Source organism: Clostridium liquoris (genome assembly GCF_002995785.1).
Classification (GTDB): domain Bacteria; phylum Bacillota; class Clostridia; order Clostridiales; family Clostridiaceae; genus Clostridium_AO; species Clostridium_AO liquoris.
On record NZ_PVXO01000005.1, the window covers coordinates 1 to 12,769 of the forward strand.

Sequence of the window (12,769 nt, forward strand, 5' to 3'; positions counted from 1 at the left end):
AGACCATATTGATATGACTGTTGAATTAATAACACCAATAGCAATGGATGAAGGATTGAGATTTGCTATAAGAGAAGGCGGAAGAACAGTTGGTTCAGGAGTTGTTACTAAAATAATTGAATAATATCCCTAATGTAACATATTACTTAATATGATATAAAAAGGAAGGGTGATAATCGCTCTTCCTTTTTATAGGATATATGGTAGAAATGTTATAAAATGCATAATATATAAAAATTTTAGTATAAGTAATATAATAAATAAAAGTAAAGTAAAAAACTACTTGTCAAATTAAAAAAAATATTGTATACTATAGAAGTTGCAATATGGTAATGGCGATGAGGCAAGAGGTTGCCGGGCTTCCGGGTAATTCTTGACTGAGTGAGCTATGGTCTAGAACCAGGCGACGGTTATTCTGTATGGTGACTTTTGTATTTTACATAATGCAACACCAGGAACAGTTTACAGAATACATCCGCTGTTGTGCGTATGAAGTAAAGCATGCAGAAAAAAGGAGGGAAACTAAAATGGCAAAACAAAAAATAAGAATAAGATTAAAGGCATTTGATCACACAATATTAGATCAATCAGCCGAAAAAATTGTAGAAACTGCAAAGTCATCAGGAGCAAAGGTAGCAGGCCCAGTTCCACTACCAACAGAAAAAGATGTAATAACAGTCTTAAGAGCTCCACATAAATACAAAGACTCAAGAGAGCAGTTTGAAATCAGAACACATAAGAGATTAATTGACATAATCAGTCCTTCACCAAAGACTGTAGATTCATTAATGAGATTAGATTTACCAGCAGGTGTTGACATTGAAATAAAATTATAATTGTAATAGATTGACCTATTACGAACTATTATGACCGCTATTGTGGTCCGCTAATATGTTGAGGAGGTGTAGAGAACAATGAAAAAGGCTATAATAGGTAAAAAGCTTGGTATGACACAGATATTCGATGAGAATAATAGAGTAGTTCCTGTTACTGTAATTGAAGCAGGTCCATGTGTAGTTGTTCAGAAAAAAACTACGGAAAAAGATGGATATGAGGCAATACAGGTTGGATTTGGAACAATAAAAGAAAAGTTGGTTAATAAACCATCAAAAGGACATTTTGCTAAAGCAGGTGTTGAATTTAAAAGAATGCTTAAAGAGTTCAAACTTGAAAATGCAAATGAATATCAAGTTGGACAGGAAATAAAAGCAGATATGTTCCAATCAGGAGAAAAGGTTGATGTATCAGGAGTTTCAAAGGGTAAGGGATTCCAGGGTACAATAAAAAGATGGAATGCACATAGAGGACCTATGTCACATGGTTCTAAGTTTCATAGAGCAGTTGGTTCAATGGGCGCTGCATCAGATCCAGCAAGAACTTTCAAAAACAAGAGAATGCCTGGACATATGGGTAATGTTAATACAACTGTATTAAATTTAGAAGTTGCAAAAGTAATTGCAGAAAAAAATCTAATTTTAATTAAAGGTGGAGTACCAGGACCAAATAAAGGCTTCGTTGTAATAAAAAATTCAGTGAAAGCTTAATTTTCTGTAGAAAGGAGGATACAGGATGTCTACAGTAGGATTATTTAATAAAGAAGGACAAAAGGTTGGGGATATCCAACTTGCAGACAACGTATTTGGTGTTGAAGTTAATAAGGATGCTTTACATCAGGTAGTTGTAGCACAGTTAGCAAATAAAAGGCAGGGAACTCAGTCAGCAAAAACAAGAGCTGAAGTTTCTGGTGGTGGAATAAAGCCTTGGAGACAGAAGGGAACTGGCAGAGCAAGACAAGGTTCTATAAGATCACCACAATGGATCCATGGTGGTATAGTATTTGCACCAAAGCCAAGAAATTATAGAGTATCTATTCCTAAGTCAATGAGAAGAGTTGCAATGAGATCAGCTCTTACAGCAAAAGTACAGAACAATGAAATGATTGTTTTAGAATGTCTTGAACTAGAAGCTCCTAAAACAAAAGAAATAGTTAATATGTTAAAAGCTTTAAATGTTAATAAAACATTGATAGTTACTGCTGAATCAAATGAAAATATATATAAATCAGCAAGAAATATTAAGGGAGTATGTGTGCTTCCAGTTAATAACTTAAATGTTTATGACATTTTAAAGTATGAAAAATTCATAGTAACTAAGGATGCTGTATCAAAAATTGAGGAGGTGTACGCATAATGAAGCTAACAAATTATGATGTAATAAGAAGACCTGTTATAACTGAAAAAAGTATGGCTTCTATGAGTGAAAAGAAATACGCCTTTATCGTTGATAAGCATACAAACAAATGTCAGATAAAAAAAGCTATAGAGGATGTTTTTGGAGTAGAAGTTGCAGAAGTAAAAACTGCTAACTACTTAGGAAAAAACAAGAGAGTAGGAGTTCATTACGGGAAAAGATCAGATTATAAAAAAGCTATCATTAGATTAACTGAAGGTAGCAAAGCTATCGAGTTCTTTGAAGGAATGTAATTTCTAGGAATCTAAATAAAGCGCTATTGGCTGCAAGCCAGATAAGCTCAAGATAAGGAGGTAACAAAATGGCTGTTAAGGGATTTAGACCTACCACTCCTACTAGAAGACAGATGACTGTATGTACATATAGTGATATAACAACTGATTCACCAGAAAAATCACTTCTAGTAGCATTAAAAAATACTGGTGGTAGAAATAATAATGGTAAAATAACAGTTCGTCATCGTGGTGGCGGAGTTAAAAGAAAATATAGATTAATAGATTTTAAGAGAGATAAGGATGGTATTCCAGCAAAGGTTGCTACAGTAGAATATGATCCAAATAGAACAGCATTTATAGCACTTGTTGTGTACGCCGATGGAGAAAAGAGATATATTATAGCTCCAGAAGGATTAAAGGTTGGGGATACAGTTTACTCAGGATCAGAATCAGATATAAAGGTTGGAAACTGTCTTCCACTTAAGAATATACCAGTTGGTACATTCGTTCATAACATTGAATTATCAAAAGGTAAAGGTGCTCAGCTTGTTAGATCTGCAGGAAGTTCAGCTCAGTTAATGGCTAAGGAAGGCGATTATGCAACATTAAGACTTCCAAGTGGTGAAATGAGATATGTAAGAATAGAATGTAGAGCAACAATAGGAACAGTTTCAAACTTAACAAATGAAATTGTTAACATTGGTAAGGCTGGTAGAAAAAGGCACATGGGCTTCAGACCTACAGTTAGAGGTTCTGTAATGAATCCTAATGACCATCCACACGGTGGTGGTGAAGGTAAAGCACCAGTAGGACACCCAGGTCCACTTACTCCATGGGGTAAACCAGCTCTTGGATACAAGACAAGAAAACATAAGAAATACTCTAATAGATTTATTATTAAGAGAAGAAATGATTAATTTGGAGAGAATAGTTTTATTCTCTTCAAAAGTAGTTAATAAGGTTTATATGAAGGGAGGCCAATTAAGTTGAGTAGATCCATTAAAAAAGGACCTTTTGTTCATGAAGGGCTTTTAAAGAAAATAAACGAGATGAATAAAATTGGTGAAAAGAAAGTAATAAAGACTTGGTCAAGAAGTTCAACTATTTTTCCACAGATGATAGGTCATACTATAGCAGTGCATGACGGAAGAAAGCATGTTCCTGTATATATTTCAGAAGACATGGTTGGACACAAATTGGGAGAGTTCGTATTAACTAGAACATTTAGAGGCCATGCAGATAAGACAGAAAAGTCATCTGGCTTAAGATAGTGCAGGAAGGAGGTAATAGTCAATGGAAGCTAAAGCAATAGCTAAGTATGTAAGAATGTCCTCAATGAAAATAGGGATTGTTCTTGATTTAATAAGAGGTAAAAATGTAAATGAGGCTTTTGCAATATTACAGTATACACCAAAGGATGCAGCTATAGTAGTTAACAAGGTTTTAAAATCAGCTGTGGCCAATGCTGAAAATAATTTAAATTTGGATACAAGTAGATTATATATTGCTGAAGCTTATGCTTGTGAAGGATCAATATTAAAGAGATTTCAACCACATGCACAAGGTAGAGCGTTTAGAATAAATAAGAGAACTAGTCATGTTACTTTAGTTGTTAAGGAAAGAGATTAAAAGAAGGAGGGAAATAGATGGGACAGAAAGTACATCCACACGGTCTAAGAGTTGGAGTTATAAAAGATTGGGATGCTAAATGGTATGCTGATAAAAGAAACTTTGCAGATAATTTAGTTGAAGATAATCTTATAAGAGAATTTGTAAAAAATAAGACTTATTCAGCCGGTGTTTCAAAGATTGAAATAGAAAGAGCTGCTAAAAGAGTCAAGTTAAATATTTATACTGCTAAGCCAGGTATGGTAATAGGAAAAGGCGGTCAAGGAATTGATGCTTTAAAGAAAGAACTTCAGAAATTAGTTAAAAATGATAAAAATATTTTAATAAATATTGTAGAAGTTAAGACACCAGAAACTAATGCTCAGTTAATGGCGGAAAACGTAGCTCAACAGCTTGAAAAGAGAATATCATTCAGAAGAGCTATGAAACAGACAATTCAAAGAGCAATGAAAACAGGTGTTAAAGGTGTTAAAACTGCTTGTTCAGGAAGACTTGGCGGAGCTGATATTGCTAGAACAGAACACTATCATGAAGGAACAATTCCTTTACAGACTTTAAGAGCTGATATAGATTACGGCTTTGCTGAAGCTAATACTACATATGGAAAAATCGGTGTAAAGGTATGGGTATATAGAGGCGAAGTTCTTCCAGCTAAGAAAGAAATAAAGGAAGAAGTTAATGCATAAGGAAGGAGGAATATGACATGTTAATGCCTAAAAGGGTTAAACATCGTAAGGTACAACGTGGCAGAATGAGGGGTAAAGCTACAAGAGGTAACTTTATTGCCTATGGTGATTTTGGTATTCAGGCTACAGAATGTGGATGGATTACAAGCAACCAGATAGAAGCTGCCAGAATAGCTATCAATAGATATATAAAAAGGGGAGGAAAACTTTGGATAAAGATTTTCCCAGATAAACCAGTTACAGAAAAACCTGCTGAAACACGTATGGGTTCTGGTAAAGGATCACCAGAATACTGGGTAGCAGTAGTAAAGCCTGGTAGAGTATTATTTGAATTAACAGGTGTTGATGAAAAAGTAGCAAGAGAAGCTATGAGACTTGCTTCACATAAACTTCCAATATCAACAAAGTTTGTTAAGAGATCAGATTTCGAAGAAATGGGTGGTGAAATCAATGAAGGCTAGAGAATTACAGGAATTAAGAAAAAGTAGTTCTGAAGATTTAGCAGTTAAGTTAAATGATCTTAAGGGCGAATTATTTAACCTTAGATTTCAGTTAGCTACTGGTCAATTGGAAAACCCAATGAGAATAAGAGAAGTAAAAAAATCTATAGCCCAGATTAAGACCATCCTTAGAGAAGAAGAACTAAGGAACTTTGAGCAGTAAAATTGAAGGGAGGTTTGTCCTGTGGAAAGAGCAAATAGGAAAACAAGAATAGGTAAGGTTGTTTCTGATAAAATGGATAAAACTGTTGTTGTTGCAGTTGAAACTAAGGTACGCCATCCACTATACGGTAAGACTGTAAATAGAACGACAAAGTTTAAAGCTCATAATGAAAATAATGAAGCTAAAGTTAACGATAGAGTTTTAATAATGGAAACTAGACCTTTATCAAGGGACAAAAGATGGAGAGTTGTAGAAATCGTTGAAAAAGCTAAATAGTGTTAGAAATCTGAAAGGAGGGTGTTTTAATGATTCAGCAGCAAACTATGTTAAAAGTTGCAGATAACTCTGGTGCTAAAGAAATTATGTGTATAAGAGTGCTAGGTGGTTCCAAGAGAAAATGGGGTAACATCGGAGATATAATAGTTGCTAGCGTTAAAAGTGCAACACCAGGCGGTGTTGTTAAAAAAGGCGATGTTGTTAAAGCAGTAGTTGTAAGATCTGTAAAAGGTTTAAGAAGAGCAGATGGTTCATACATCAGATTTGATGAAAATGCCGCTGTTATAATAAAAGATGATAAACAGCCCAAAGGGACTCGTATCTTCGGACCTGTTGCAAGGGAGCTAAGAGATAAAGATTTTACAAAAATATTATCACTAGCACCTGAAGTTCTATAAGATAGGGAGGTGGCTTAAATGCAGAATAAAATACATGTAAGAAAAAAGGACACAGTAATGGTTATATCCGGAAAAGATAAGGGAAAAATAGGTGAAGTTTTAAGCGTATTCCCTAAGCATAATAAGGTATTGGTTAAAGGTGTTAACGTAGTTACAAAACACCAGAAACCAAATAAAGGAAATATGCAAGGTGGAATAGTTCATAAAGAAGCATCTATATATAGCTCAAAAGTTATGTTATACTGTACAAAATGCAAATCAGTAACAAGAATTAGTCATAAAATATTAGATGATGGAACAAAAGTAAGAGTATGTAAAAAGTGCGGAGAAACATTCTAATCTTGAAAGGAGGTCCAATAAATGATTCCAAGATTACAGGAAAAATACGAAAAAGAAGTAATTCCAGCTTTAATGGAAAAGTTCGAATATAAAAATATAATGGAAGCACCAAAACTTGAGAAAATAGTTGTTAATATGGGTGTTGGAGAAGCTAAAGAAAATCAAAAAATATTAGAGTCAGCAGTAAGTGATTTGACAATTATTACAGGACAAAAGCCTGTATTAACAAGAGCTAGAAAATCAATAGCTAACTTTAAGATCAGAGAGAATATGCCAATCGGATGTAAGGTCACTTTAAGAAAACAAAAAATGTATGAGTTTGCAGATAAATTAATGAATGTTGCGCTACCAAGAGTAAGAGACTTCAGAGGAATTTCAGATAAATCCTTTGATGGTAGAGGAAATTATTCATTAGGAATTAAAGAACAACTTATATTCCCTGAAATTGAATATGATAAGATTGATAAAGTAAGAGGTATGGATATAATATTTGTTACTACTGCAAAGACTGACGAGGAAGCAAGAGAGTTATTAAGATTCCTTGGCATGCCATTTGCTCAACAATAAGGAGGGAAGATTGTGGCACGTAAGGCTTTAATAGAAAAGTGGAAAAAAGAACCAAAATACACAACAAGAGCTTATACAAGATGCAGAATTTGTGGAAGACCACATTCCGTTTTAAAGAAGTTCGGTATATGTCGTATTTGTTTTAGAGAACTTGCATACAAAGGTGAAATACCTGGATGTAAGAAAGCAAGTTGGTAATTTGTTATAGGAAAGGAGGCACATTAAATATGGTTATGACTGACCCAATCGCGGATTTACTAACACGTATTAGGAATGCTAATATAGTTAGGCATGAAACAGTAGAAGTTCCTTCTTCAAATATAAAGAAGGCTGTTGCAAATATAATGCTTCAAGAAGGATATATAAAAGACATTGAGGAATATAATGATGGTTCAGTTCCAATGTTGAAATTAACAATGAAATATGGCCAGAATAAAGAAAGAGTTATAACTGGATTAAAAAGAATATCAAAACCAGGTTTAAGAGTATATTGCAGAACAGAAGAAATTCCTAAGGTTTTAAATGGTCTAGGAGTTGCAATTATATCCACCTCAAAGGGAATAGTAACGGATAAAGATGCAAGAAAATTATCAGTTGGTGGAGAAGTACTTTGTTATATTTGGTAATGAATGAACAGGAGGTGTAATCATGTCAAGAATAGGAAGACTTCCAATAGCTATACCAAATGGCGTAACAGTTACAGTAACACCAGACAACGTTGTTACTGTAAAAGGACCAAAAGGTCAACTTACAAAGAGTATGCATCCTGCTATTAATATAGCTGTTGAAAGTAATTCAGTAATAGTTACAAGAAATAATGATCAAAAAGAAAACAGAGCTCTTCATGGATTAACAAGATCATTAATAAATAATATGGTTGTAGGAGTAACTGAAGGATATAAGAAAACACTAGAATTAGTTGGAGTGGGTTATAGAGCTCAGCTACAAGGGAAAAAATTAGTATTAAATCTTGGATTCTCACATCCAGTTGAAATAAATCCAGTTGAAGGTATAGACTTCCAACTTGAAGGCGCTAATAAAATCCACGTTATGGGTATTGATAAAGAAGTAGTAGGAGATGTAGCAGCCGATATAAGAACATGGAGAAAACCTGAGCCTTACAAAGGAAAAGGTATTAAATATGATAATGAAGTTATTAGACGTAAGGAAGGTAAAACTGGTAAGAAATAATAATTGAGAAAGGAGTGAGTCTCTATGTTTAATAAAGAGGACAGAAAAAAATCAAGAATTAAACGTCACTTAAGAGTTCGTAAAAAGGTTTTTGGAACTCCAGAGATGCCAAGACTTGCAGTATATAGAAGTGAAAAGAATATATATGCTCAGATAATAGATGATATTAATGGTATAACTTTAGTTGCTTCATCAAGTTTAGACAAAGAGTTTAGTGGCATCGGAAGCAATAAAGAAGGTGCTAAATTGGTAGGAGCATCAGTAGCTAAAAAAGCATTAGAAAAAGGTATTAATGCAGTTATCTTTGATAGAGGCGGATATATTTATCATGGAAGAGTAAAAGAACTTGCAGACGGTGCAAGAGAAGCAGGTTTACAGTTCTAAAAAAGGAGGGAAATAAATGAGAATAGATCCTAGCACTTTGGATTTGAAAGAAAAAGTTGTATTTATAAATAGAGTTGCTAAGGTTGTAAAAGGTGGTAGAAACTTTAGATTCAGCGCCCTCGTAGTTGTTGGAGATGAGAACGGTCATGTAGGCGTTGGCATGGGAAAATCTATAGAAATACCTGAAGCTATAAGAAAAGGTATAGAAGACGCAAAGAAAAACTTAATAGAAGTATCAATGGTAGGAAAAACAATACCACATGATTTGCAAGGAGAATTTGGAACAGGAAAAGTTCTTCTTATGACTGCTAGTGAAGGTACAGGAGTTATAGCTGGTGGTCCAGTAAGAGCTGTACTTGAACTTGCAGGATTAAAAGATGTTAGAGCTAAATCTTTAGGTTCTAATAATCCAAGAAACATGGTTAATGCTACAATTAACGGTTTATCAAGACTAAGAACAGCTGAACAGATAGCTAAGCTTAGAGGTAAAACTGTTGAAGAGATTTTAGGTTAGGAGGGATAGCCTTGGCTAAACTTAAAATAACTTTAAAAAAGAGTATAATTGGTAGAAAGAAAGATCATATAGCTACTGTTAATGCTCTTGGATTAAAGAAAATAGGAAAGTCAGTTGAGCAAAATGATACTCCTCAAATCAGAGGTATGATAAATAAAGTAAGCTATCTTTTAGAAATAGAAGAATTACAGTAAAAGAGGAGGTGTAATATATGAAACTTCACGAATTAAGACCAGCAGAAGGTTCAAGAAAAGCTCCAAAGAGAGTAGGTAGAGGTACTGGTTCAGGACTTGGAAGAAATGCAGGAAAAGGCGAAAAAGGACAGAAATCTAGATCCGGTGGCGGAGTAAGACTTGGCTTTGAAGGTGGACAGATGCCATTATATAGAAGATTACCTAAAAGAGGATTTACAAATATTTTTGCAAAAAAATTTGTAGCTATCAATATTGATAGATTAAATATGTTTGAAAATGGAACAGTTGTAACTCCAGAATTATTAATGGAAAAGGGAGTTATAGGAAAAGTATATGATGGAGTTAAAATTTTGGGAAACGGCGACTTAGAAAAGAACTTAACAGTTAAAGCAGCAAAGTTCTCTAAAGCAGCAGCTGAAAAGATAGAAGCAGCTGGAGGAAAAGTTGAGGTGATATAAGGTGTTATCAACCCTACGTAATGCCTGGAAAGTTCCTGATTTAAAGAAAAGGTTAATCTTTACTTTTTTAATGTTAGTACTATTTAGGATGGGAAACTTTATTCTTGTCCCAGGGATTGATCAGATGAAGTTAAAGTCACTAACAGAAGCAGGAAACGGAAACCTATTTAGCTTTTATGATTTAATATCCGGTGGTGCGTTTAGTAAATTTAGCATTTTTGCTATGGGTGTAGTTCCATATATTAATTCATCCATTATATTTCAGCTTTTGACTATTGCTATACCTTCTCTAGAGCAGTTATCTAAAGAAGGGGAGGAAGGCAGAAAGAAAATTCAGCAATATACTAGATATTGGGCTGTAGTTTTCGCTGTTCTTCAAGGGCTTAGTACATATGTTATAATATCGAGAGCTGGAGCATTACAAGATACATCGAAGCTTAATATGGTATTAATAATACTTACTTTAACCACAGCCTCAACTTTCTTAATGTGGTTCGGAGATAAGATAACAGAACATGGAATAGGGAATGGTATTTCACTTATTATATTTGTAAATATTATTTCAAGATTTCCAAGTACAGTATATGGAATTTCTTCTCTTCAAAAGGCAGAAGAAGTTAATTCTGTTCAAGTTATAATGTTTGTTGCTTTAGCATTGGCATTATTTTTATCAGCAGTTGTGATGAGCCTTGCAGAAAGAAGAATCCCTGTTCAATATGCAGGCAAAAACGTTGGCGGGAAAATGTATAAGGGACAATCAACACATATTCCTATCAATTTGAGTTCTTCAGGAGTTATTGGAATTATATTTGCTATGTCCGTTATGCTTTTTCCAGCAACTATAGGTGCGTTTTGGCCCAATTCTAAGTTTTATTTGTTTGTAACAGGAAGTAAGTATAGTATTTTTAAAGAAGGAAGTTGGCAGTATATTGTAGTTTATTTTTTACTAATAATATTCTTTACATGGTTTTATACAGAAGTTACATTTAAACCTGATGAAATGGCTGAAAATATGCATAAATCATCTGGATTTATACCTGGGATAAGACCAGGGGAATCTACTGCTAATTATATTGAAAAGGTACTGGCAAGAATAGCAGTATTTGGGGGTATTTTTGCTGGAATAATAGCAATTATTCCTATAATAGTGGCAGCAAGTACACCGTTTAAGGGAATATCCTTTGGAGGTACTAGTTTACTAATTATTGTAGGAGTTTCACTTGAATCTGTGAGACAAATAGAATCCCAGCTAGTCATGAGACATTATCAGGGATTCTTAAAGTAATAAGATATTTGGAGATGGTTTAGTTGAAGATAATTTTACTAGGTCCTCCGGGAGCTGGAAAAGGAACACAGGCTAAGTTAATTAGCCAAAAGTATTCCATACCACATATATCAACAGGAGATATATTTAGAAAAAATATATCAGAACAGACGCCCCTTGGAATTAAAGCAAAAAGTTATATGGATAAAGGTCAATTAGTACCTGATGAATTGACTATTGATATAGTTAATGATAGATTAGCCAATGACGATTGCAAAAAAGGCTTCTTGTTAGATGGATTTCCTAGAACTGTAAAGCAAGCAGAAGCACTGGATAAATTTTTAGATAGTAAAGATTCAAAAATTGACAATGCCTTATTGATAGAAGTTCCTCGAGAATTTATTCTAGAGAGAATGACTGGAAGAAGAGTATGTAAAGATTGTGGAGCTAGTTATCATATTAAATTTAATCCTCCAAAAATTGAGGGAAAATGTGATTTATGCTGTGGAAAGATTATACAAAGGAAAGATGACACTGAAGAAACAGTTAAGGAAAGATTAGATGTGTATTCAAAACAGACTGCGCCACTAATTCAGTATTATAAAAATAAAGATTCACTTTGTGTAATTGACGGAACTAGTGAGATTAACGAAGTATTTCAGAAGGTTTGTAATATCCTGGGGAGCGATAAATAAATGATAACTATAAAAAATGATATAGAAATTGAATATATGAGGCAAGCAGGTAAAGTTGTAGGAGAAACCCTTGCAAAACTTGAAGAGGCAGTAAAACCCGGAATAACTACTGCAAAATTGGATAGAATAGCAGAAGAGTTTATTGCAAAATGTGGTGCTAAACCATCTTTTAAGGGATATTATGGATTCCCAGCTTCTATATGTACATCTAGGAATAGTGAAGTAGTTCATGGCATTCCATCAGAAGATATTATTCTACAGGATGGTGACATTATAAGCATCGATTGTGGAGCGATTCTTAATGGATATCATGGAGATGCAGCTAGGACTTTTCCTGTAGGAAAGGTATCTGAAGAAGCCAAAAAGCTTATTCAGGTAACTAAAAAAAGTTTCTTTACAGGAGTAGAAAAAGCTATAGTTGGGAATAGGTTGACTGATATTTCTTCTGCAATTCAGCAGTATGCTGAAGGCTTTGACTATTCTGTTGTTAGAGACTACGTTGGTCATGGTATCGGTAAAGAAATGCATGAAGATCCTGAGGTTCCTAATTTTGGCAGACCTGGTAGAGGCCCTAAATTAATAAAAGGCATGGTTCTAGCCATAGAGCCTATGGTTAATGTTGGAGATTATCATGTTGAAGTTAAACCAAATGGATGGACAGTTGTAACTAAAGATAATAGTTTGTCAGCTCATTATGAAAACACAGTTGCTATTTTAGATAACGGCCCAGAAATACTAACATTGATTTAATAGAGGTGAAAATCTTGAAGGATAATGGCCAAATAGGTAGAGTAGTCTATTCTAAAGCAGGAAGAGATAAAGGTAGATTCTTCATGGTTATAGGTGTTTTAAATGAAGAATATGTTTATATTTCAGATGGCAGTTTGAGGTTTGTAGAGAAACCTAAGAAAAAGAAGGTTAAGCATTTAGTTTTTACTAATGAAGTAGCTGATGAAGTAAGAATTGAATTACTAGCAGGTAATGAAGTTAGCAATTTAATTATCAGGAAATTTTTGCAGTCTCACGACATGAATAAGGAGGTTTGA

The 12,769-nt window shown here is 34.0% G+C and carries 26 protein-coding genes; all 26 read left to right on the forward strand.

Annotation, left to right across the window (positions count from 1 at the left end):
* On the forward strand, positions 1–124 hold a 124-nt coding region (locus tag CLLI_RS00310), incomplete at its 5' end, for an EF-Tu C-terminal domain-related protein (protein WP_479723237.1).
* 403 nt (positions 125–527) lie between these two features.
* Positions 528–836: a 30S ribosomal protein S10 gene (rpsJ, locus tag CLLI_RS00315; RefSeq protein WP_027625076.1), complete on the forward strand. Its 309-nt coding sequence runs from the start codon at positions 528–530 to the stop codon at positions 834–836.
* A gap of 78 nt (positions 837–914) precedes the next feature.
* Complete coding sequence (gene rplC, locus CLLI_RS00320) at positions 915–1,544, forward strand: 50S ribosomal protein L3 (protein WP_106062294.1); 630 nt, start codon at positions 915–917, stop codon at positions 1,542–1,544.
* Positions 1,545–1,569: 25 nt separating this feature from the next.
* A complete protein-coding gene (rplD, locus tag CLLI_RS00325) occupies positions 1,570–2,190 on the forward strand; it encodes a 50S ribosomal protein L4 (RefSeq protein WP_106062295.1) in 621 nt (206 codons plus the stop codon).
* Positions 2,190–2,483: a 50S ribosomal protein L23 gene (gene rplW / locus CLLI_RS00330; RefSeq protein WP_106062296.1), complete on the forward strand. Its 294-nt coding sequence runs from the start codon at positions 2,190–2,192 to the stop codon at positions 2,481–2,483. The genes rplD and rplW overlap by 1 nt, the downstream gene beginning before the upstream one ends.
* Before the next feature lie 68 nt (positions 2,484–2,551).
* A complete protein-coding gene (rplB, locus tag CLLI_RS00335) occupies positions 2,552–3,382 on the forward strand; it encodes a 50S ribosomal protein L2 (RefSeq protein ID WP_106062297.1) in 831 nt (276 codons plus the stop codon).
* Positions 3,383–3,451: 69 nt separating this feature from the next.
* On the forward strand, positions 3,452–3,736 hold the full coding sequence (gene rpsS / locus CLLI_RS00340) for a 30S ribosomal protein S19 (RefSeq protein ID WP_106062298.1): 285 nt from the start codon (positions 3,452–3,454) through the stop codon (positions 3,734–3,736).
* A gap of 22 nt (positions 3,737–3,758) precedes the next feature.
* Positions 3,759–4,094, forward strand: coding sequence for a 50S ribosomal protein L22 (gene rplV, locus CLLI_RS00345; protein ID WP_106062299.1), 336 nt, complete (start codon positions 3,759–3,761; stop codon positions 4,092–4,094).
* Positions 4,095–4,111: 17 nt separating this feature from the next.
* A complete protein-coding gene (gene rpsC, locus CLLI_RS00350) occupies positions 4,112–4,780 on the forward strand; it encodes a 30S ribosomal protein S3 (RefSeq protein WP_106062300.1) in 669 nt (222 codons plus the stop codon).
* A gap of 17 nt (positions 4,781–4,797) precedes the next feature.
* Positions 4,798–5,241: a 50S ribosomal protein L16 gene (rplP, locus tag CLLI_RS00355; protein WP_106062301.1), complete on the forward strand. Its 444-nt coding sequence runs from the start codon at positions 4,798–4,800 to the stop codon at positions 5,239–5,241.
* Positions 5,231–5,443, forward strand: coding sequence for a 50S ribosomal protein L29 (gene rpmC, locus CLLI_RS00360; RefSeq protein ID WP_106062302.1), 213 nt, complete (start codon positions 5,231–5,233; stop codon positions 5,441–5,443). The genes rplP and rpmC overlap by 11 nt, the downstream gene beginning before the upstream one ends.
* A 21-nt stretch (positions 5,444–5,464) precedes the next feature.
* Positions 5,465–5,719: a 30S ribosomal protein S17 gene (rpsQ, locus tag CLLI_RS00365; protein ID WP_106062303.1), complete on the forward strand. Its 255-nt coding sequence runs from the start codon at positions 5,465–5,467 to the stop codon at positions 5,717–5,719.
* A gap of 29 nt (positions 5,720–5,748) precedes the next feature.
* Positions 5,749–6,117, forward strand: coding sequence for a 50S ribosomal protein L14 (gene rplN / locus CLLI_RS00370; protein WP_106062304.1), 369 nt, complete (start codon positions 5,749–5,751; stop codon positions 6,115–6,117).
* 18 nt (positions 6,118–6,135) lie between these two features.
* On the forward strand, positions 6,136–6,456 hold the full coding sequence (gene rplX / locus CLLI_RS00375; RefSeq protein WP_106062305.1) for a 50S ribosomal protein L24: 321 nt from the start codon (positions 6,136–6,138) through the stop codon (positions 6,454–6,456).
* A gap of 21 nt (positions 6,457–6,477) precedes the next feature.
* A complete protein-coding gene (gene rplE, locus CLLI_RS00380; RefSeq protein WP_106062306.1) occupies positions 6,478–7,023 on the forward strand; it encodes a 50S ribosomal protein L5 in 546 nt (181 codons plus the stop codon).
* Positions 7,024–7,035: 12 nt separating this feature from the next.
* Positions 7,036–7,221, forward strand: coding sequence for a type Z 30S ribosomal protein S14 (locus tag CLLI_RS00385; RefSeq protein WP_106062307.1), 186 nt, complete (start codon positions 7,036–7,038; stop codon positions 7,219–7,221).
* 29 nt (positions 7,222–7,250) lie between these two features.
* On the forward strand, positions 7,251–7,649 hold the full coding sequence (gene rpsH / locus CLLI_RS00390; RefSeq protein WP_106062308.1) for a 30S ribosomal protein S8: 399 nt from the start codon (positions 7,251–7,253) through the stop codon (positions 7,647–7,649).
* Positions 7,650–7,671: 22 nt separating this feature from the next.
* A complete protein-coding gene (rplF, locus tag CLLI_RS00395; protein WP_106062309.1) occupies positions 7,672–8,214 on the forward strand; it encodes a 50S ribosomal protein L6 in 543 nt (180 codons plus the stop codon).
* Positions 8,215–8,238: 24 nt separating this feature from the next.
* Positions 8,239–8,598 carry a 50S ribosomal protein L18 gene (gene rplR / locus CLLI_RS00400; RefSeq protein ID WP_106062310.1) on the forward strand — a complete coding sequence of 120 codons (360 nt, stop codon included), beginning with the start codon at positions 8,239–8,241 and terminating at the stop codon, positions 8,596–8,598.
* A 16-nt stretch (positions 8,599–8,614) separates the two neighbouring features.
* Positions 8,615–9,112, forward strand: coding sequence for a 30S ribosomal protein S5 (rpsE, locus tag CLLI_RS00405; protein WP_106062311.1), 498 nt, complete (start codon positions 8,615–8,617; stop codon positions 9,110–9,112).
* Between the two features lie 11 nt (positions 9,113–9,123).
* Positions 9,124–9,306, forward strand: a complete 183-nt coding sequence (gene rpmD / locus CLLI_RS00410; protein WP_106062312.1) for a 50S ribosomal protein L30 — start codon at positions 9,124–9,126, stop codon at positions 9,304–9,306.
* A gap of 17 nt (positions 9,307–9,323) precedes the next feature.
* A complete protein-coding gene (rplO, locus tag CLLI_RS00415) occupies positions 9,324–9,764 on the forward strand; it encodes a 50S ribosomal protein L15 (RefSeq protein ID WP_106062313.1) in 441 nt (146 codons plus the stop codon).
* Position 9,765: 1 nt separating this feature from the next.
* A complete protein-coding gene (gene secY / locus CLLI_RS00420; RefSeq protein WP_106062314.1) occupies positions 9,766–11,049 on the forward strand; it encodes a preprotein translocase subunit SecY in 1,284 nt (427 codons plus the stop codon).
* A gap of 23 nt (positions 11,050–11,072) precedes the next feature.
* Complete coding sequence (locus tag CLLI_RS00425; protein ID WP_106062315.1) at positions 11,073–11,723, forward strand: adenylate kinase; 651 nt, start codon at positions 11,073–11,075, stop codon at positions 11,721–11,723.
* The gene (map, locus tag CLLI_RS00430) at positions 11,724–12,473 is read left to right on the forward strand and encodes a type I methionyl aminopeptidase (protein WP_106062316.1); all 750 of its coding nucleotides are present in this window, start codon (positions 11,724–11,726) and stop codon (positions 12,471–12,473) included.
* A 14-nt stretch (positions 12,474–12,487) separates the two neighbouring features.
* Positions 12,488–12,769, forward strand: coding sequence for a KOW domain-containing RNA-binding protein (locus CLLI_RS00435; protein ID WP_106062317.1), 282 nt, complete (start codon positions 12,488–12,490; stop codon positions 12,767–12,769).